Genomic DNA, 19,564 nt, shown 5'->3' on the forward strand with positions numbered 1-19,564 from the left:
CCGGAGGGACGCCGAAATGATCAAGGTGATGCTTGCCGAAGACATGCACATGGTCCGGGGGGCCCTCGTGGCGTTGCTGAACCTCGAACCCGACATCGAGGTGGTCGCGGAAGTGGCCAACGGCAACGACATCGTGCCCACCGCCATGAAGTACCGGCCCGACGTGGCGGTGCTCGACATCGACCTGCCCGGCAAGGACGGCCTCTCGGCGGTGACCGAGCTGCATGACGCGGTGCCCGGGATCCGGACGCTGATCCTCACGGGACTGTCACGCCCCGGCAACCTGCGTCGCGCCCTTTCCGCCAAAGTCACGGGTTTCATGCTCAAGGACGCGCCGGCGACCCAGCTCGCCGACGCCATCCGCAGCGTCGCCATGGGACGCCGTGTGGTCGACAGCCAGCTCGCCATGTCCGCTTGGGACAGTGCGGAGTCGCCGCTCACGGCGCGCGAGACCGAGGTCCTTCGGCTCACGGCCGATGGCCTGCAGGCGGTCGACATCGCGTCGAAGATGTTCTTGTCAGTCGGCACCGTCCGGAACTACCTCACCACCATCATCGGGAAGCTCGCGGCCCGCAACCGGGTCGACGCCATCCGCATCGCGCGGGACGCCGGCTGGCTGTGAGCGCGCGAGAAATGCCGTGTGCGCTGGTGTTCGCAACGGCACGCTTGCACGCAGCCGGAACATGTTCTCCGTCCGCTCGACCGTGACCGTACCGCCGATCTCCCTCGCCCGCGCGGAAAGGTTCCGCAGCCCGCCGCCACCGCGACTCTCCTGGTCCGGCCGCTCGGTCGCGTCGTTGGCGATCTCGATCGAGGCATGCTCGTCGGTCTGCCGAATGATGATTTCGCAATGCTTGGACTTGCTGTGGCGCAACAGGTTTGTGACACCTTCGCGCAACACGGTGGCCAGCACGGTGCTCACGTGCACGGGCAGGTCGGTGTGGTCCCCGTCCCGGTCGCTGTCGAAGCACACGCAGACGTCCGCCGCCGCCAGCACGGAGACGGCCGAGCGGCACTCGTCCTCCAACGACAGGTCGCGGTAGCCGCTCGCCACCGTGCGCGCGTCGGACAGCGCGAGCCGCGAGATCTCCAGAACCTCCAGCAGCTGGTCGGCCGCCTCCCGCGGATGCTTCTCCATCAGCCGGTGGGTGAGCTCTATCTTCAGCGTGATGGCCGAGAGGCTGTAGCCGAGCAGGTCGTGCAGGTCCCGCGCGAACCGCAGCCGCTCACCGAGCACGGCCATGCGCGCGATCTCGGCACGGCTCTCGCGCACCTCGGTGACCAGCGCGGCGAGCCGGGACAGGCCGTAGACCACGAGGCCGGTCGTGAGCGTCGAGATCGCGGTGTACAGCACGTCGAGCAGGCGCGCGGAGAACCCCCACTGCGCGATCCCCATGCTGGACACGACGAGGCCGAACACCGGCCACGCGAACACGGGCCGCAGCACCAGCAGCGCGCTGCCGGCCGGGAAGGCGAGCATGCCGACCCATGCCTGTCCGAAGACCAGCAGTGGCAGGTAGGCAACCAGGATCTGCGTACCCAGCACGGCGTAGCCGAGCGGGCTTCGCAGCCGGTCCATGTCGTGTGCGTACCAGCGCAGCTGCATCAGCAGGAGCGCCGCGACACAGGTGAACGACAGCGCGACCTCGCCCGCGCTGACGTCCGGCAGCAACAACACGTGGAGGAAGCCGACCAGGCTTATGCACGCGAAGACCGCGGTGACGACGCCGACCGCGATCCTCGGCGCGGGAAATGGGCCCAGGCCCTCCGGTAAGTGACCAGGTGTGGTGGGAGACACCTCTTCTCACCTCTGTAACTCCGCCCGTACCTAGGTGTGTGTCTCTTGTATTCAATTGGACTAACCTGAGTAGATTACACTACGTCCGTAGCGATCGGGTGAATTTCTTACCGCGAGTTACCCCCTCGGGCCGCATTTCCCCCGTGCCGACCGCGGCGACGAGCTCCTGGCGCGCCCACGCGACCCGAGCGCGGATAGTCGCCACCGAACAGTCACACACCTCGGCGGCCTCCGCGTAACCGAGCCCGAGCACCTGTGTCAGCACGAACGCGTCCCTGCGGTCGCGCGGCAGCAGCCGTACCACGCGGTTGATCGCGATCGTCTCGTCGGTGCCGGGCAGCTGGCGCTCCGCGGCCCGTTCCGCGGCGAACTGCCGGTCCTGGTCAGGAATCACGGCACGGAGGTGGTCCGCGGCGACCCGCCGCGCGATGGCCAGGAGCCAGGTGCGGCCGTGCCCGGCGAACCGGTGGGCGCCCTTCAGCGCACGGACGAACGTCTCCTGCGTCAGCTCCTCGGCGGCGGTGTGGCCGACCAGGTAGAGCAGGAAGCGCCAGATGTCACGCTGCGTGGCGCGGATCAACGCGCTTGCCGCGTCCCGATCCCCTCGCCCTGCCGCGAGAGCTAAATCGGTGACCTCGTCCCCTGAATCCGACATAATCAGAGGGTAACTCCGCGAATGACCGGTGAGTGGCGTGTCGAGTGACGGTCCAGCGAGCCTCATCGTGATATTCCAGAATGTGTTGGAACTGTTCGGCCCTGATTTCCGACTACTAGTTCGTGGACTGCGAAGACTTCCGAGAGGCCCTGAGCGCCCGCCTCGACAACGAGGAGGTCGCCGACCACCCGACAGACGCGCACCTGGAGCACTGTGCCGACTGCGCGTACTGGTACGACGCCGCGGCACTGATCACCCGACGCACGAGGACGAGCGCCGTGGTCGCCTGGCCGGACGTCGCCGACGCGGTACTGGCCCGGGTTCCGCCCGGCGCCGACCGCTCGTGGTCACGGCTGCGCATGACCCTGGGCGGCATCGGCGTGCTGCAGTGCGCCACCGGCGTGGCGATGCTGGGCGGTGGCGGGCTGGACGCGGGCAGCTGGCAACTGGCGCTGGGCGCGGCCGTGCTGGCCGTGGTGGCCCTGCTGGGCCGGACCGTCACCACCGACAAGCGACCCACACCTCCGAAACCGGCCGCGAACCACCTCGATCACACCGAGCCCGCGGCCGAGGAAGCAGATGTGACGGATCTGGCAATACCTTTGACCAGATCAGCGAAGACCGCCTGAAACTGATATGTCCGAATGATGATGATTAATTCGGACTGAGGTGCGCCGAACGCGTTCGGCGCACCTCACCCACGCTCAACCGGCGCGAGCCAAAGGCCGGGCACCGTACGTGACCCGCACGATGCCGTCCTCGTGACGTTCTGTGACCGCGGTCACTCCGAACACGTCCGACAGCACCTCCGGCGTCAACGCCTCGAGCACCGGCCCCGACGCCACGACCCGCCCGGACTCCAGCACGACCAGCCGGTCGCAGCTGCGGGCCGCGAGGTCGAGGTCGTGGAGCACGGCCAGCGTCGTCACCCCGACCGTGTGCACCAGCTCCAGCAGCTCGAACCGGGCCCGGATGTCCAGGTGGTTGGTCGGCTCGTCCAGCACCAGCAGCTCCGGCCGCTGCGCCAGCGCACGGGCCAGCAGCACCCGCTGCCGCTCGCCGCCGGACAGCGACCCGTAGATCCGGTCCGCGTACCCGAGCATCCCCGTCCGCGTCAGCGCGTCGGCCACGATCTCGCGGTCCTCGGCGGTCTCGCGGTCGAACATGCCCTTGTGCGGCGTGCGGCCGAGCGCCGCCACCTCCTGCACGGTCAGCCCCGGCGGCGTGGGACTGTTCTGCAGCACCGCGGCCGTCCGCCGCGCGGCCGACCGGGCCGAGATGGCCCAGACGTCCGCGCCACCGAGCAGCACCGACCCGGACACCGGCCGCACCGACCGGTAGATCGTCCGCAGCAGCGTCGACTTCCCGCTGCCGTTCGGCCCGATCAGCCCGACGAACTCGCCGGGCGCCACGGACAGGCTCACGTCATGCAGGATCGGCGTCCCGCCGATGGCCACGCTCACGTCGTGCACGGAGAGCTTCATGAGTTCGCGAGGCTCCGATCCCGGCGCATGAGCCAGATGAAGAACGGCGCGCCGAACAGGGCGGTCAGGATGTTGAGCGGCAGCTCGTTCGGCGGGTCCACCGTCCGCGACAGCAGGTCGACGATCACGAGGTAGATCCCCCCGACCAGCGCGGCCAGCGGCAGCAGCCGCCGGTGGTCGACCCCGAACGCCAGGCGCACCAGGTGCGGGACCATCAGCCCGACGAACCCGATCCCGCCGGCCACCGCGATGAGCACGCCCGCGAGCAGCGACGTCAGCACGATCAGCAGGATCCGCAACCGTTTCACGTCGATGCCCAGCGCGGTCGCCGACTCGTCGCCGGTCACCAGCGCGTTGAGCTGGCGCCCGTACAGGGTCAGCAGCACTGTCACCACGACGACCACGATCCCAGCCACCCGCAGCTGGGACCAGTGCGCCCCGGACACGCTGCCGAGCAGCCAGAACATGATCTGCCGCATGTTGTTCGGCTCGGTCTGCAACTGCAGGAAGCTCGTGATCGAGGTGAACACGTAGCTGATCGCCACCCCGGCCAGCACCAGCCGCACCGGGTTGAGCCTGCCCCGCTGCTGCCCGAGCAGGAACACCAGCCCCACCGCGAGCATCGCGCCGAGGAACGCGGCACCCGACACGCCGAGGCCGCCGAGCGCGCCGGCACCCAGCGCCATCACCACGACCGCGCCGACCGACCCGCCCGCGGACACGCCCAGGATGAACGGGTCGGCCAGCGGGTTGGACACCAGCGCCTGCAGCACGACGCCGGCCACCGCCAGCCCCGCACCGCACAGCGCGGCCAGCAGGACCCGCGGGATCCGGAAGTTCCACACGATCTGGTCGTACGCCCGGTTGACGCCGGGCGAGGAACCGGTCAGGTGCGCCCACACGATCCGCCAGCTGTCGCCGACCGACACGGAGACCGAGCCGACCGCGGCCGCCACGAGGATCGCGAGGACCAGCAACGCGCCGAGCACCAGCAGGCACACCGAGAGCGGCACACCGTGCAGCGGCGCCGGTCGCGCGGCGGGCTTGGCCTTCCGCGCGACCGGTAACTCCCTCACCTGGGTGACCATGGCCTAGAGCGCGTCGGGGTGTGCGACGTGGGCGATCTTGTCGACCGCGACGTCGTTGCTCGGGCCGAGGTAGATCGAGTCGGACAGCACGACGTAGGACTTGTTCCGCGACGCGTCCCACTGCGGGAACTCGTCGAACAGCTTCTTCGCGTCGGCGGCCGGGTCCTTGGACATGTAGTTGACCACGACCAGCAGCTCGACGTCGGCCTTCGCGACCTGCTCCCGCGACGGGTTGGCGAACATCTGGTCGGACGCGCCGGCGAAGATGTTGTCCACGCCCGCCTTGGCCATGATGTCGTTCCAGATGGCCTTGGCGCCCACCGAGCTGAACTCGCTGCCCATCGCCATGCCCGGGATGATCAGCATCGCCTTCTTCCTGGGCAGCTTGGACACCGTCGACCGGAGGTCGCCGATCTTCGCCTTGGAGTCGGCGATGATCTGTTCCGCCTTCTCGCTGACGCCGAAGATCTTGCCGAGGTCCCGCAGCAGCCGGTAGCTGTCCTCGATGGACGGGTTGCCGCTGACCGTGCCGACGTCACCGCAGGTGCTCTCCGGCGAGTACGTGTTCGCGCCGATCGTCGCCAGGTCCTCGCGGGTGGCGAACCCGGCCTCGGCGCGGAACCCGCCGTCGTAGGTCGAGATCACGAGGTCCGGTGCCAGTCCGATCATGGCCTCGCGCGGGATGTCCATCATGTCGTTGAGCTTGATGTCGCCGGTCGGCAGCTTCGCGATGGCGTCGGCGCGGCCGGGGACCTCGGAGGCGCCGTACGACTGGGCGTTGGCGACGATCTTGTCACCGAGGCCTAACGCCAGCAGCGAGGACACCTCCGCGACCGAGCCGCCGTTCATCACCACCACCCGGCTCGGCGCCTGGGTGTAGGTGTACTCCTTGCCGCAGTTGGTGATCGTCACGGGATAACCGGCCTCGGCCGCCCCGCTCGTCGGGTCGGCACTCGTGGTCGCCGTGCTGCACGCCGTCGCGGCAAGGCAGCCGACCGCCGCCGCGGCGGCGGCGAGTTGCTTGAGCCTCATGGGTTTACTCCTCTAGTTGGTTGCGGCCGTGGCCGCTTCCTTCCGCTCCATCGGCACCGCGGCGCCGGTGGTCTCCTGGGGTGGCAGCCTGTGCAGCCGTGCGCTCAGCAGGCTCGTGGTCGTGGCGAACCCGGCCAACAGGAGTGCCGCGAACGAGAACGCCAGCGCGTGGTCGGCGAACGGGACCCGCGGATCTCCCGGTGTGGCACCGAGAACGCTCCGGTAGCAGACGCCCGCCAGCGCGACGCCGAGCGCGAGCCCGACCTGGGTGACGGTGGTGGCCATGCCGGACGCCGCGCCGGCCTCGGTCGGCGCGACCCTGCTGAGGATCCCGGCCACCAGCGGCGCGACGACGAGTCCCTGCCCGAACCCGGCGAGCGCGATCATCGCCACCAGCAGTGGCGGCTGGACGTCCGCCGGCAACCGGGCGGCGAGCGCGCCGCCACAGAGCACGACCGCGACGAGTGCGGTGCCGGCGACCGGCAGCGACACGCGGACCCGGTGGCCCAGCCGGCGGCACACGGCCGAGCCGAGCGCGAACGTGAAGCCCAGTGGCACGAACATGAGCCCGGCCGTGGCCGGCGCGATGCCGAGCCCGGTCTGCACGTAGTACGTGAACACCAGGTACAGCCCGGCACTCGTGGCGAAGAAGGACAGCACCGTCAGCAGGGACAGGCGCATCCCAAGGGCGGTGGCGACCCGCGGCGGAAACAGCGGGTCGCCACCGCCTTTGTGCAACTCACGCTGCTGTACGGCCAGTATCGCGAACACAGCGAGCGCGAGCCCCAGACCGAGCCACAGCCACCACCTGTCGCCCGGCCCGAGAACCAGTGCCACCAGCAGGGCGGGCAGCCCCACCGTGGTCAGCAGCGCGCCGACGAGGTCGAGACGTTGGGCGGTGCCCGTCTCGCTCTTCGGCAGAAGTCGTGCCAGTCCGAGGATCGCGACCCCGATCGGCACGTTGACCAACAGGACCGGCCGCCAGCCCAGCCCCGCGACGTCCAGGTCGACGAGGATACCGCCGCCGGCGATCCCGCAGATGACCCCCAAACCGATCACGACACCATAGACGCCAAGGACTTTCGCGCGCTGCTCGGTGTCGTGCACGGTAGCACGGATGACCGCCAGCACCTGCGGCGCCATGAACGCCGCCGTCGCGCCCTGCAGGAACCGGGCGGCGATGAGCAGCTCGGCGTTCGGCGCGAGTCCACAGAGGAGGGACGTGAGCGTGAAGCCGGCGACGCCCCAGAGGAACACGTTCCGGTGCCCGACGCGGTCGCCCAGCCGGGCGCCCGTGATGATGAGCGCGCCGAACGCGACGACGTACGCCGCGCCGATGAACTGGACCTGGTCGAAGCCGGCGTCGAGGTCGGCCTGGATCGACGGGCTGGCCACGTTGACCACGAACCCGTCGACCTGGGTCATGAACGTGGCGGCCAGGACTCCGGCGAGACCCAACAGACGCTGGAGACTCATGACACCCTCCTGAGCTCGGTGCGCCCGGCGATCGTGTCGCCGATGCGGGCGAGCGGCACCGCGCTCGTCATCCCGTTGTGAGTGCAGGCGATCCGGTGTACCTCGACCCGTCCGTCCACATGGGACGACCAGGTTTCCGGTCCCGGCCAGTCCGGCGTCTTGTCCTCGGTGGCCTCGAACAGCAGCACGTCGCCGGCGACCCGGCGCGGCGTCCACTCGGCGCCGATGCGGGAGTGGTGCGTGAACGCCCGGTACACCAACGACATCTGCCCGGCGTCGAGATCACCGAGCGCGGCCGCGACCTCCGCCTCGGTCGCCGGCGGCAGGTCCCGCCAGGCCTCCGGAAAGGGATACGAGTCGAGCAGCGCGAGTAGTGCCACCGGCTGTCCGAGGTCCTGCAGCCGGACGGCCATCTCGTGCGCGACCAGGCCGCCGAACGAGGCGCCGAGCAGATGGTACGGCCCGGCCGGCTGTAACTCGCGGATGCGCCGCACGCACGCGGCGGCCATGTCCGACACCGACTCCATGCGGGCACCGAGCAGCTGCAACCCGTACACCGGCCGGTCCGGCAGGTGCGCCAGCAGGCCGGTGTAGGACAGCGCGAGCCCGGTGGCGGGCGCGACGCAGAACAGCGGCGGCAGTGTTCCCCTGGCACGCAGGGCGACCACGGCGTCGGTGGCGTCGGTGGCGTCGGTGGCGTCGGTGGCGCTGTCCTTCGCGAGCGCGGCCGCGAGCCTCGCGACCGTCGGCGCCTCGAAGACCGTGCGGATGCCGATGGTCACACCGAACTCCTCGCGGACCCGCACGATCAGCTTGGCCACCAGCAGCGAGTGCCCGCCGAGGGAGAAGAAGTCGTCGTCGACACCGATCCCGTCGAGCCCGAGCAGCGCGGCGAACAGTCCACAGAGGATCTTCTCGCGGTCGTCGCGGGGCGGCCGGCCGGCCACGGCGACGACCTCGGGGGCCGGCAGCGCGGCGCGGTCGAGCTTCCCGTTGGTGTTGCGGGGAATCCGGTCCACCGTGACGTAGGCCGGCGGCACCATGTGGTCCGGCAGCCGGTCGGCCAGGAACTGGCGCAGCTCCGCGGGTGCCACGTCGGCGGTGACCACGACGTAGCCGACCAGCCGTTGCAGTCCGGGCGTGTCCTCGCGCGGGATGACGGCCGCCTGCGCGACGGCAGGGTGGCTCGCGAGCGCGGCCTCGATCTCGCCCGGCTCGATGCGGAAACCACGGATCTTGACCTGGTCGTCGGCGCGGCCCAGGAACTCCAGGGTGCCGTCGGGACGCCAGCGTGCGAGGTCGCCGGTGCGGTACATCGTGCCCGGCGCGAACGGGTCGTCGAGGAAGCGTTCCGCCGTCAGCTCCGGGCGCTCGTGGTAGCCGCGGGCGACCGGCGCGCCGGCGAAGTACAGCTCTCCCACGACACCCGGCGGCACGAGCCTGCCCTGTCCGTCCAGCACATAGGCTCTGGTGTTGGTGAGCGGCCGGCCCACGATCGGGTCGGGGCTCTCGTCGAGGCGGCACCACAGGGTGTCCACGGTGCACTCGGTGGGACCGTACAGGTTGTAGACGGTCAGGCCGGCGTCCCGCAACGCGGTCCACAGCGCGGGTCCGGTCGCCTCGCCGCCGAGCGCGAGCACCGCCGGTCTCCGCCGGCCGGGTTCGAGGAACCCGATGGACACCAGCTCCTCGGCGTAGGTCGGCGTAATGTCCATGAAGTCGATCTCGCACGTGCTGACGTAGTCAAGGAACGCGACCGGCTGCCGCCGGAGGTCGTCGTCGACGAAGTGCAGCTCGTGGCCGTCGAGCAGCCAGAGCAGGCCCTCCCACGACGTGTCGAACGACAGCGACGCGGACAGCGCGGCCCTGCGGACGGTCCCGCCCGCGTTGGGCCGGATCAGCGAGTCCCGGTGGTGGTGGAAGAGGTTGACCAGGCCGCGGTGCTCGATCACGACGCCCTTGGGCGTGCCCGTGGAGCCGGACGTGTAGATGAGGCAGGCCGCGTGCCGCGGGCCGGCCACCGGCAGGTCCACATCGGACGGTCGGTCGAGTGCCGGCAGCTCCTCCAGCACCACGACCGGCCTGCTGTCGGCGATGATCGTCGCCACCCGCCTGGCCGGGTAGTCCGGGTCGATCGGCACGTAGGCGGCGCCGGCCTTGAGCACGGCCAGCAACGCGACCACGGCGTCCGAGGTCCGGGGCAGCACGAGCGCGACGTACCTGTCCGGTCCGGCGCCACGCTCGACGAGCCACCGCGCGAGGCGGTCGGCCCTGTCGTCGAGCTCGGCGAACGTGAGGGTGGCGTCGCCGGCCACGAGTGCCGTGCGGTCGGGGGTGCGCTCGACCTGTGCCGCGAACAGCTCGGGCACGGTGACCTCCGGCAGCTCCCGTGCGGTGTCGTTCCAGCCGTCCAGCAGCAGCTGGCGCTCACCGGGGAGCAGCAGGCCGATGTCCGTGACCGGCACGTCCGGCCGCCGGGCGATGCGCTCGAGGAACGTCATGAACCGGTCGAGGTGTCCCGTCAGCTCGGCGTGGTCGTAGCAGTTCGGGTTGGCGTCCAGGACGATCCGCAGGCCGTGGCCGTCCGCGCGGTCGTAGATGTGAACCGCCAGGTCCTCGATCAGCCCGGCGCTCACGTTGTGCACGACGCCCGGCAGACCGGCGAAGCGCAGCCGGTAGTCGAACGGCATGATGTTGACCGACGGGCCGAACAGCTTGCGCTCGCTGGCCACCAGCTTGAGGTCGCGCCGCAGCTGCTCGTACCGGTACCGCAGGTGCGGCCGCCCCTCCCGCAGCTGCGTGGAGACCTGCCTGGTCAGGTCCGTGAACGTGGCGCCGGGCGGCACGGTCACCCACAGCGGCACCACGTTCGTCACCATGCACGGCACCCGCACCGACACCGAACCGAGCCGCACCATCACGGGCAGCGCGAGGGTGATCTCGTCGGCGCCGGTCAACCGGTGCAGGTAGGCGGCGAACGCGGCCGCCAGCGTCTCCGTCCACATCGCGCCCGCGGGACCGGCGACGGCCTTGAGCGCGGGGATCGCGTCGTCGAACTCCGCGCCGACCCGGAGCACCGACCTCGCGAGCTTCGCGTTGCGGCGCGCGAGAACCACCGGCGCCGGGCGTCCGGTGGCCGTGCCGACCCAGTAGTCACGGGCCGCCGCGTGCTTCGCGGACTCGGCGTACGCCCGGTCCTCCTCGACCACGCTCGCGAGCGAGCCGAAGGACCGCCTGCCCGGCGCACGTCCCTCGACCAGCGCCGTGTACACCTCGGCGACCCGCCGCGCCACCAGGGACAGGCCGTACCCGTCGAGAGCGATGTGGTGCACCCGCTGGTACCACAGGACATGCTCGGGGCCGAGCAGGAAGATCGCGTGGTGGAACAGCACGTCGCGGCGCAGGTCGACGGGCGCGGCGAGGTCCACACGCATCCACTCCAGCGCGGATGCCGTGGGATCCGGCTCGGCGTGGACGTCCACCACGTTCAGCGGGCACGTGCGCTCGGCGCGGAACCGCTGCCAGGTGACGCCTTCCTCGTCCGCGTCGAATACGACGTGCAGCGCTTCCGCCTCCGCGACGGCCCGGCGGATCGCCGCGGTCAGCAGGTCGACGTCCACCGGCCCGCGGATCTCCACGTACTCGGCCGTGTTGAAGGCAGGGCTGTCCCGGTCGTACTCCTGGCCGGTCCAGATTCCCTCCTGTGCGGCGAGTAACGGCAGTGCGTCGGGCATGGGATCGACCGTCCAATCGGGATCACTCGTCATAGACGGACACCACGGGCTCCGGCGCCGCGTTGTGCGCGGCGCGGTGGACGAGGCTGTGGTTGTCCCAGACGAGCAGGTCGCCCTGCTCGAATGCCTGCAGGTGGATGTTCTCGTGCTGGTAGGTGGGGTCGAGCTGCCCGGTCTCCCGGAGGAGCGCGGCGAGCAGGTCCGGCCGGTCGGCGCCGTCGGTGTCCTGCAGTGCCATGGTGAAGCCCTCGCTCACGTGCAGCACGGTCTCGCCCGTGTGCGGGTGCTTGGAGACGGCCGGGCCCGTGACCGGCGGGGTCCTCGCGTTGACCTGCTCGACGATGTCCGCCAGCTTCTGGGCCTTGTCGCGCGGCCCGAGCTCGGCGTAGCGGAGAACGCCGTAGGTCGCGGTGGCGTACCGGACCTCGAACTTCAGGTCGTTGGGCAGCCGCTCGTACGCCGCGGCCATGTCGATGAAGTACGTCGGCACGGCCCTCGGGTAGCTCAGCGAGAGGTCGAACGGGTTGGCGGTGAGGTGCCGGTTGGAATGCCAGAACTTGCCGGCCTGACAGTAGACCGGCAGGTGGAAGTCGGCATGCCGCCCAAGCCGCCTGCCGAGGGCCAGGAACTGTCGTGGGGTCAGCTCCTGGCCCTTCACCACGGCGATCTTGTTGGTGTAGACCGCTTCCTTCAGCTCCGCGATGTCCGCCGCGGTCGCTCGTCCGGCGGCGAAGCCCTCGACCGTCACGCCGAGCGCCCTACCTACCTGTGCGGTGATTCTCATCGACAAGACCCCATGTCCGACCGTCGTCAGGCAGCCGTCGCCATCGCCTTCTGCTCGACCTCCGCTGCCTCGGCACTCGGCGCCTCGTTGCCGGCCAGCGGCTTGAACTGCCGCAGGCGCAGGCTGTTCGAGACCACGAACACCGAGCTGCCGGCCATGATCAGCCCGGCGAGCATCGGGTTGAGCAGCCCGCTCGACGCCAGCGGGATCGCCGCGACGTTGTAGGCGAAGGCCCAGAACAGGTTGCCCCTGATCGTGCCGAGCGTGCGGCGGGCCAGCCGGATCGCGTCCGCCACCACGCGCAGGTCACCCCGCACCAGCGTCAGGTCGCTCGCCTCGATGGCCACGTCCGTGCCGGTGCCCATCGCGATACCCAGGTCGGCCTGCGCGAGCGCGGCGGCGTCGTTGACCCCGTCGCCGACCATCGCGACGACCTTTCCGCTCTCCTGCAGGCGTTTCACCTCCGCGACCTTGTCGGCCGGCAGCACCTCGGCGACCACCTCGGTGATGCCGACCTCGTCCGCGACCGCCTGTGCCGCCGCGGCGTTGTCGCCGGTGAGCAGGACCGGGGTGAGGCCGAGCTTCCGCAGCTGTCGCACCGCCTGCGCGCTGGTCGGCTTCACCGTGTCCGACACGACGAGCAGGCCACGCACCGCGCCGTCCCAGCCGACCGTGACCGACGTCCGGCCCGCCGCGTCGGCGGCCGCCTTGGCGGTGGCCAGCTCCGACGGCAGCGCGTCCGCCCACTCGGCGAGCAGCGAGGTCCGGCCGACGATCACCTCGTGGCCGTCGACCGTGCCACGCACGCCGAGCCCTGCCTCGTTGGCGAATCCGTCCACGGTGGGCAGCAGCCCGAGCTGCTCCAGCGCGCCGGCCGCGATGGCCCGGGCGATCGGGTGCTCGGACGCGTTCTCCAGCGCGCCGGCCAGCCGCAGCAGCTCGACGCCCTTGACCCCGTCGGCGGGCACGATGTCCACGAGGGACATCTCGCCGGTGGTGACCGTGCCGGTCTTGTCCAGCACCACGGTGTCCACGGTCCTGGTCGACTCCAGTACCTGCGGGCCCTTGATGAGGATGCCGAGCTGCGCGCCGCGACCGGTGCCGACGAGCAGCGCGGTCGGCGTGGCGAGGCCGAGCGCACACGGGCAGGCGACGATCAGCACGGCGACCGCCGCGGTGAACGCGGCCGCCGGCGGCTGGTCCGTGCCGAACCAGTAGCCCAGTGTGGCAAGGGAAAGCGCGATGACGAACGGCACGAAGATCCCGGACACCCGGTCCGCGAGGCGCTGCACCTCGGCCTTCCCGGTCTGCGCCTCCTCGACGAGCCGGGCCATCTGGGCGAGCTGCGTCTCCTCGCCGACCCGCACGGCACGCACGACGATCCGCCCGCCGACGTTCACCGTCGCGCCGACCACCTCGTCACCCGGCCCGACCTCGACCGGCACCGACTCGCCCGTGAGCATGCTCGCGTCGACCGCGGAGGAGCCTTCCTCGATCACGCCGTCGGTCGCGACCTTCTCCCCCGGCCGCACCACGAACCGGTCGCCCACGACCAGCTCGCCGACCGGGACGGTGACCTCGGCGTCGTCCCGCAGCACCGCGACGTCCTTGGCCCCCAGGGAAAGCAGTGCCCGCAGGGCCGCGCCGGACCGTCTCTTGGCACGCGCCTCGAAGTACCGTCCACAGAGGATGAACAGCGTCACACCGGCGGCGACCTCGAGGTACATGTTGCCCGTGCCGTCCGTCCGCTCGATCGTGATGCGGAACGGGTGCGTCATGCCGGCCATGCCGGCGTCGCCGAGGAACAACGCGTAGAGCGACCAGAGCAGCGCCGACAGCGTGCCGACCGAGATCAGCGTGTCCATCGTGGCGGCGCCGTGCCGCAGGTTCTGGAACGCGGCCCGGTGGAACGGCCACGCACCCCACACGACGACGGGGCCGCACAGCGCGAGACAGGCCCACTGCCAGTACTCGAACTGCAGCTTGTCCCACATGGACATCGCGATGACCGGCACGGCCAGCACCACGACGATCCACACCCGGTTGCGCGCGGCCCGCAGGTCCGCGTCGTGGCGTGCCTCCTCGGTGTCGGCCGGGCTCACGGTGGAGGTCGTCGCCTCCTTCACCACCGGCTTGGCGGAGTAGCCGATCTCCTCGACCGCCGCGATCACCCGCTCGGCCGAGATGTCGGCCGTGAGCGTCACCCTGGCCTTCTCGGTGGCGTAGTTGACCGACGCCTCGACGCCGTCGATCTCGTTGAGGTGCTCCTCGATCCGCGCGGCACACGACGCGCACGTCATGCCGCCGATGACGAGCTCGCACCGGTCGTCAGTGGCCATGGGTCGCCCCTCCGGAGGTGCCGCCGGCCGCCTTCGGAGCGGTGCCGTTCAGCGCGGCCTTCTCGTTCTGGGCCTTGATGGCCTCGTAGGTGGCCTCGTCCAGCCCGTGCGGCGGCGGGTTCTTGCCGCCGACGTTGATGGTGAACACGGCCGTGTGCACGACACCGCCGTGCTGGAAGTCCAGGAACATCCGGTAGATGCCATAGGTCGGCGCGGTGGCCATGAACGTGATGTCCGGCCCCGGCCTGGTCCTGCCGTCGCCCGGCGTGCCCTGCGGGTGGACGTGCAGGTACGCCAGGTCGCCGTCCCGCAGGACCACCAGGTGGCCGAAGGCGGCGAGGTAGGGCTCCAGGTCGGTGACCGGCTTGCCGTCCTTGGCGATGCTGATCGTCAGGTTGCTCATCTTGCCCGCGGACAGCGAGCCCTTCATGGTCGCCGTGTAGCCGTCGACGGTGGCCGTGTTCGACACCGCCGGCAGCGCGTGCGGCTGGAAGTCGCCCGCGACCGACACGTCCGCGCCGACGACCGAGTTGTGGATGCCCCACAACGGGAAGAAGTCGGCGATGACCTTGTACTCGCCGGCCTCCGCGAAGGTCATCGGCACCCGCCACACGCCGTCCGGCCCGAGGTTGGGGTGCACGTGCTGGAAGTTGGTGAGGTCGCGCCGCGCGACGATCAGGTGCAGCAGCTTGTCGTGCTGTGCCTTGTACTTCACCAGCGGCGTGCCGTCGTACTGCAGGATCTGGAAGGCGAACGTGACCGGCTCGCCGGCCCGCACCGAGTCGGTGAGCACCTTGATCTGCATGCTCTCGCCGGTGATCTCCAGGCCGCTGGCCGCCGGCTCGACCTCCGTCGCCGTCGCGGCGGCCGGTGCGGGTGCCGCGGGCGGCGGGCCGACGACCCGGCCGACGACATAGGCGCTCCCGAAAACCAGCACAAGGGCGAGCGCGAACGCCCCGAGCTTCGTCAACGTCTTCATTGTTCCCGTCCCATGTGGACTACCCGGTTTCCCTGGCCTCGTGGCGAGAATAGGCAGTGCGCGTGCGTGCGGGCCAGGAAAACGAGCGTGAGGACCCCACCGCGCAAGTAAGGAATTACCGCCCGATGGAATCCTCGATGGTTGTCGGCGACTTGAATGGCAGAGATGAGGAGGCAGCCGCTGGTGGTGGCAGCGCGGCTGCCTGGCCGGTTTCCCGCGATCTGGTTCGTTGGCGCCACCGCCGGCGCGTCTGCCCCGCCCCGGCGGTGGGCCGGACCTTGGGCGCACCACTCGACTCCCAATGTCCGGCATCGGCATGCGCGCCGGCAAGGTCCGCACTCACCGACCGCTCAAGGGTTTCTCATTTGCCGGTCATGAATGGCTCACCGGTGCCGGCGTCATTCGTTGTCATGATAATTTCACGATTCGTGACCTTGGGGTTCCCGCGCGGTGACCTGCGATGCGACGCTCGGCGGCGACCGGTTTCCGACTCGGAGTGAGACCATGCAGTTCTCTGTTCTCGGTTCGACCGAGGTCACCGCGGGCGGCGTCCAGCTGGAGCTGGGCGGGGTCAAGCAGCGGGCGATCCTCGGGTACTTGGTGCTGCACGCCAACAAGGTCGTGCCGACAAGCCAGATCCTGCAGGCGATGTGGGAGGGCAACCCGCCCCCCACCGCACGCAAGATGGTCCAGAACGCGGTCTCGGCGATCCGCCGGATGCTCGCGAACCACGCCGACGCGCCGGCGCTGCAGACGCACGCCCCCGGCTACCAGCTGCGCGTCGACACCGAAGACGTCGACCTGTTCCGGTTCCGCGGACTCGTCCGCGAGGGCCGCGCCGCGATCACCGACGGCATGCCGGCCCACGGCGTGGAGCTGCTGCGCGACGCGCTTTCCCTGTGGCGCGGCCGGGCGCTGGCCGACCTGGTGGAGACCGGCATCTGCTGGTCCGAGCTGGCGGCCATCGAGGACGAGCGGCTGTCCGCGCTGGAGGACCGCCTGGACGCCGAGCTGGCGTGCGGGCGCCACCGCGAGATAACCCCGGAGCTGGAGGTCCTGACGGCGACCGAGCCACTGCGGGAGCGGCTGTGCCTGCAGTTCATGCTGGCGCTGTACCGCTCCGGCCGGCAGGCCGACGCGCTGCGGGTCTACCGACGGACACGCGAGGCGCTGATCGACGGCCTGGGCCTGGAGCCCGGGCGGGCGCTGCGGGAGCTACAACAGCGGATCCTCGAACACGACGCGGCCATCCAGGTCTCCGCTGTCGCGGCCTGACCCGTGCGTACGGACCAGCTCCGGCCGCTGCCCGAGCTGTTGAGGGCGGCGGCCAACCGCACCGGCATCGCGTTCGCGGACGTGCGGCGCGAGGTGACCCACGCGGAGCTGGCGGCACGCACGGAGCGGCTGGCCGGGCACCTCGCCGACCTGGGGGTGCGCCCGGCCGACCGCGTGGGCGTCCTGCTGGACGGCGTGGCGGGCGTGGAGAGCCTCCTGGCCGTGGTCCGCGCCGGCGCGGTGGCGGTTCCGCTGGACTCCACAGTGGACGGTCCGCTAGGTGACCTCCGCACGGTGATCACCGACGCCGCCGGCGCGGCCAGGGTGTCCCCGCGCACCCTGATAGTCGACGGCCCGTACGCGGGTGCCGCCCTCGACTACGAGATGCTGGCGACGACCGACCCGATCTCCTCGGCCCGCGACGGCATCGACCTCGACGGCGTGTCGTTCCTGTGCCACACGGCGGGTGTGACGGGACCACCCCGCGCGGTACCGGCCACACTGCGCAACGTGCTGTGGTCCTCCCTCGGCTCGTACGGGGATGTGCTCTCCGCGAACCACCGTCTGTTGTGGACGTTGCCGTTGCACTGCGGCGTGGCCCACGTGTTCGCCGCGGTGGCGACGGGTGCGTCGGTGTGGCTGGCCGCCGGCCTGAACAGCACCGAGGTCCGGCACGCGCTGGCCGAGCAGCAGAGCACCGTGGTGGCCGGGAACGCGGCGATGCTGACGGAGCTGCGACGCGTCGACGAGAGTGTCCGGTTCGGACTGCTGGTCGGCCCGGGCCGCCCGGACACGAAGCTCCCGCTGCTGACGGTGTACACGATCACCGAGGCGGCCGGCCCGGTGGCGATGAGCCGCCCCGGCCACGACGGCCTGGTCCCGCTGCCGGGCGTCACGGTCCGCCTGTCCGATGACGGCGAGATCCTGGTGAGCGGCCCGACGGTGACGGCAAGGCACAGCGGCTGGTACCACACCGGCGATCTCGGTGAGTTCGACGAGTCGGGCCGCCTGACGATCACCGGCCGCGCGACGGAGGAGATCCGGGTCGCCGACGAGGTGGTCCGGTTGGCGCGGGTCGACGAGGCGCTCCGCTCGGTGGCGGGCGTCCGCGACGCGGCGACGGCCCACGGCCCGGTCGCGTACGTGGTGGCCGACGGGGTCGACGCGGCGGACCTGTTCGCCGCGTGCCGAGCGGCGCTGCCGGCGGCGGCGGTACCGGCGGAGTTGTACGGCGTCCGAGAGATCCCCCGCACGGCAACGGGTTCCGCACTGAGACGCCGATTACCCGGCCTGCCGTCGCGCCTGCTCGGGGTGGCCGCCGGCACACACGACACGCTGTTCGCCCAACACTGGGAACCGCTGCCCGAGGTGACCGCGGAGCCAGGCGAATGGGCGGTCGCCGGCCCGGCGGAGCTGATGAGTGGCATGGACGCTCCCGGTTTCGTGGTCGACGACGTCACGATGCTGGCGGACCTCGTCACTTCGTGGCTGGCCGAGCACGCCGGCACCCGCCTGGTCCTGTTGACACACGGCGCGGTGCACGCCGGCGGCTACGCCCCCGACCCGTCGAGGGCGACGGCGTGGGGCCTGGGCAGCGCGCAGCAGCTGCGCCACCCGGGCCGCCTGGTGCTGGTGGACGCGGACGTGGTGACGTCCGACCTGCTCGCGGCGGCGGTGGCCTCCGGGGAGGACGAGCTGGCAGTGCGTGCCGGCGGCCTGCTGCGTCCCAACTACACGTCGGTGCCGGCCGCATCGGCCGGGCCGCCCCTGTACGGCACGGTGGTGCTGGTCAACGGCGAGCTGTCACTGGCCGAGCACCTCACCGCCGCCCACGAGGTGGACGGGCTGACGACGTGCCTCGACGAGTACCCGATCAACGCGGTGATCGGCGTGGACCTGCCCGCCGACGAGGCACTGGCCCTGCACGAGGCATCCCTCTCCCACAGCCTCGCGGCGTTCGTGCTGCTGTCCTCGGGCGCGGACGCCGCGGCGACCGCGGTGTGCGAGGCACTGGTCCGCCACCGCCGCGCGCTGGAGCTGCCGGCGGTGGCGGTGACGTGGACCCGCCCCGGCTTCACGGAGCTGCCGGCGTCCTGGCGCCCGGGCATGCTGGACGCGGCACTGGCGGCAACGGAACCGTGCGTCATAGCGGGCCTCCGCGGCAACCAGGCAGGCGACGCGGTACGCGCGGCCCTGCGCGAACGGGTACTGGCCGCCACCGATCGCCGCCAGGTGCTACTCGATGTCGTCCAGGCGGAGATCGCCGGCGTACTGGGCAAACCCGCGGAAGAACTGACCCTGGACTGGCTGACGACAGCAAGACTCCGCACCCGGCTCTGCGTGGCAACAGGCCTGGACCTACCGGCTCACGTGACGACGGACCACCCAACCCCAGCGACACTGGCCGACCACCTGCTGGACCGCCTAGGAATCCCCCTGGTAGACCCACGCCCGGAACCCACACCGTGGCAGGCAGAGCCGATAGCCATCGTGGCAATGGGCCACATAGAGCCAAGCTCGTGGCGAGGCCCGAACACGGCGGTGTTCCCGTCAGGCACGGCAGCGGCGTTGAGCCAGGCAGCACAGGCGGTGTCGTCGGGCGAGTGCACGACAGCGGTGGCCGGCATGCTGGTACTGGAGAGCCTGCCGGTCGCCACGGCGAACGCCCATCCGATTCTCGCCGTGCTGAGGGTGTCCGCGGAGTCCACTGTGGACGCGGCGGCGGTCGTGGAGGCGATCATGGTCTCCCGGGGCCGCGAGGTGACACTCCCCGGCCTGACGATAGAGGCGGCGCCCCCGGCCGAGTCGCCGGCAGTCCCACAGGTGCTGCCATGGCTCCTGTCCGCCGCGACGGAGCAGGAGCTCCACGAGGAAGCCGCGTGGCTGGCGACGACCGCCACGAACCTGGACGCGGCCTCGG

Annotated in this window: 14 protein-coding genes; 4 read left to right on the forward strand and 10 right to left on the reverse strand. The window is 70.9% G+C overall.

Features of this window, described 5'->3' with window-relative positions:
* Positions 1 to 16 precede the first annotated feature (16 nt).
* On the forward strand, positions 17 to 622 hold the full coding sequence (locus VET29_RS26800; protein WP_324925332.1) for a response regulator transcription factor: 606 nt from the start codon (positions 17 to 19) through the stop codon (positions 620 to 622).
* Here the strand turns inward: VET29_RS26800 and VET29_RS26805 are convergent.
* Both VET29_RS26805 and VET29_RS26810 read right to left on the reverse strand, forming a co-directional pair.
* Entirely contained in the window at positions 518 to 1,798 is a 1,281-nt protein-coding gene (locus VET29_RS26805) for a sensor histidine kinase (protein ID WP_324925335.1), read from the reverse strand. The two genes, VET29_RS26800 and VET29_RS26805, sit on opposite strands and share 105 nt — an antisense overlap.
* A gap of 79 nt (positions 1,799 to 1,877) precedes the next feature.
* A complete protein-coding gene (locus VET29_RS26810) occupies positions 1,878 to 2,453 on the reverse strand; it encodes a sigma-70 family RNA polymerase sigma factor (RefSeq protein ID WP_324925337.1) in 576 nt (191 codons plus the stop codon).
* Positions 2,454 to 2,575: 122 nt separating this feature from the next.
* Between VET29_RS26810 and VET29_RS26815 the strand changes: the two genes are divergently transcribed.
* Positions 2,576 to 3,082: a hypothetical protein gene (locus tag VET29_RS26815; RefSeq protein ID WP_324925339.1), complete on the forward strand. Its 507-nt coding sequence runs from the start codon at positions 2,576 to 2,578 to the stop codon at positions 3,080 to 3,082.
* 75 nt (positions 3,083 to 3,157) lie between these two features.
* Here the strand turns inward: VET29_RS26815 and VET29_RS26820 are convergent, their stop codons facing one another.
* Genes VET29_RS26820 through VET29_RS26855 form a run of 8 tightly spaced genes read right to left on the reverse strand, consistent with a single transcriptional unit; the run spans position 3,158 to position 15,369 of the window.
* Entirely contained in the window at positions 3,158 to 3,937 is a 780-nt protein-coding gene (locus tag VET29_RS26820; protein WP_324925341.1) for an ABC transporter ATP-binding protein, read from the reverse strand.
* A complete protein-coding gene (locus VET29_RS26825; RefSeq protein ID WP_324925343.1) occupies positions 3,934 to 5,013 on the reverse strand; it encodes an iron ABC transporter permease in 1,080 nt (359 codons plus the stop codon). The genes VET29_RS26820 and VET29_RS26825 overlap by 4 nt, the downstream gene beginning before the upstream one ends.
* 15 nt (positions 5,014 to 5,028) lie before the next feature.
* Entirely contained in the window at positions 5,029 to 6,057 is a 1,029-nt protein-coding gene (locus tag VET29_RS26830; protein WP_324925345.1) for an ABC transporter substrate-binding protein, read from the reverse strand.
* A gap of 12 nt (positions 6,058 to 6,069) precedes the next feature.
* Complete coding sequence (locus VET29_RS26835) at positions 6,070 to 7,533, reverse strand: MFS transporter (RefSeq protein ID WP_324925347.1); 1,464 nt, start codon at positions 7,531 to 7,533, stop codon at positions 6,070 to 6,072.
* A complete protein-coding gene (locus VET29_RS26840) occupies positions 7,530 to 11,267 on the reverse strand; it encodes an amino acid adenylation domain-containing protein (protein ID WP_324925349.1) in 3,738 nt (1,245 codons plus the stop codon). Before VET29_RS26840 ends, VET29_RS26835 begins: the two co-directional genes overlap by 4 nt.
* A 22-nt stretch (positions 11,268 to 11,289) precedes the next feature.
* On the reverse strand, positions 11,290 to 12,051 hold the full coding sequence (locus VET29_RS26845; protein ID WP_324925352.1) for a TauD/TfdA dioxygenase family protein: 762 nt from the start codon (positions 12,049 to 12,051) through the stop codon (positions 11,290 to 11,292).
* Between the two features lie 26 nt (positions 12,052 to 12,077).
* On the reverse strand, positions 12,078 to 14,390 hold the full coding sequence (locus VET29_RS26850) for a heavy metal translocating P-type ATPase (RefSeq protein ID WP_324925355.1): 2,313 nt from the start codon (positions 14,388 to 14,390) through the stop codon (positions 12,078 to 12,080).
* Positions 14,380 to 15,369 carry a hypothetical protein gene (locus VET29_RS26855; protein ID WP_324925357.1) on the reverse strand — a complete coding sequence of 330 codons (990 nt, stop codon included), beginning with the start codon at positions 15,367 to 15,369 and terminating at the stop codon, positions 14,380 to 14,382. Before VET29_RS26855 ends, VET29_RS26850 begins: the two co-directional genes overlap by 11 nt.
* Before the next feature lie 504 nt (positions 15,370 to 15,873).
* Between VET29_RS26855 and VET29_RS26860 the strand changes: the two genes are divergently transcribed.
* Together VET29_RS26860 and VET29_RS26865 are read left to right on the forward strand one after the other, a co-directional pair.
* Entirely contained in the window at positions 15,874 to 16,644 is a 771-nt protein-coding gene (locus tag VET29_RS26860; protein ID WP_324925359.1) for an AfsR/SARP family transcriptional regulator, read from the forward strand.
* Positions 16,645 to 16,647: 3 nt separating this feature from the next.
* The coding region (locus VET29_RS26865; protein ID WP_324925361.1) for an AMP-binding protein at positions 16,648 to 19,564 on the forward strand (2,917 nt) is incomplete at its 3' end.

It is taken from the genome of Actinophytocola sp. (assembly GCF_035634895.1).
Lineage (GTDB): Bacteria > Actinomycetota > Actinomycetes > Mycobacteriales > Pseudonocardiaceae > Actinophytocola.

Bases quoted from the DNA above. Each gene is read 5' to 3' on its own strand.
- VET29_RS26810 (WP_324925337.1), bottom strand. From the start codon at position 2,453: ATGTCGGATTCAGGGGACGAGGTCACCGATTTAGCTCTCGCGGCAGGG.
- VET29_RS26820 (WP_324925341.1), bottom strand. From the start codon at position 3,937: ATGAAGCTCTCCGTGCACGACGTGAGCGTGGCCATCGGCGGGACGCCG.
- VET29_RS26855 (WP_324925357.1), bottom strand. From the start codon at position 15,369: ATGAAGACGTTGACGAAGCTCGGGGCGTTCGCGCTCGCCCTTGTGCTG.
- VET29_RS26830 (WP_324925345.1), bottom strand. From the start codon at position 6,057: ATGAGGCTCAAGCAACTCGCCGCCGCCGCGGCGGCGGTCGGCTGCCTT.
- VET29_RS26835 (WP_324925347.1), bottom strand. From the start codon at position 7,533: ATGAGTCTCCAGCGTCTGTTGGGTCTCGCCGGAGTCCTGGCCGCCACG.
- VET29_RS26845 (WP_324925352.1), bottom strand. From the start codon at position 12,051: ATGAGAATCACCGCACAGGTAGGTAGGGCGCTCGGCGTGACGGTCGAG.
- VET29_RS26860 (WP_324925359.1), top strand. From the start codon at position 15,874: ATGCAGTTCTCTGTTCTCGGTTCGACCGAGGTCACCGCGGGCGGCGTC.
- VET29_RS26840 (WP_324925349.1), bottom strand. From the start codon at position 11,267: ATGCCCGACGCACTGCCGTTACTCGCCGCACAGGAGGGAATCTGGACC.
- VET29_RS26800 (WP_324925332.1), top strand. From the start codon at position 17: ATGATCAAGGTGATGCTTGCCGAAGACATGCACATGGTCCGGGGGGCC.
- VET29_RS26850 (WP_324925355.1), bottom strand. From the start codon at position 14,390: ATGGCCACTGACGACCGGTGCGAGCTCGTCATCGGCGGCATGACGTGC.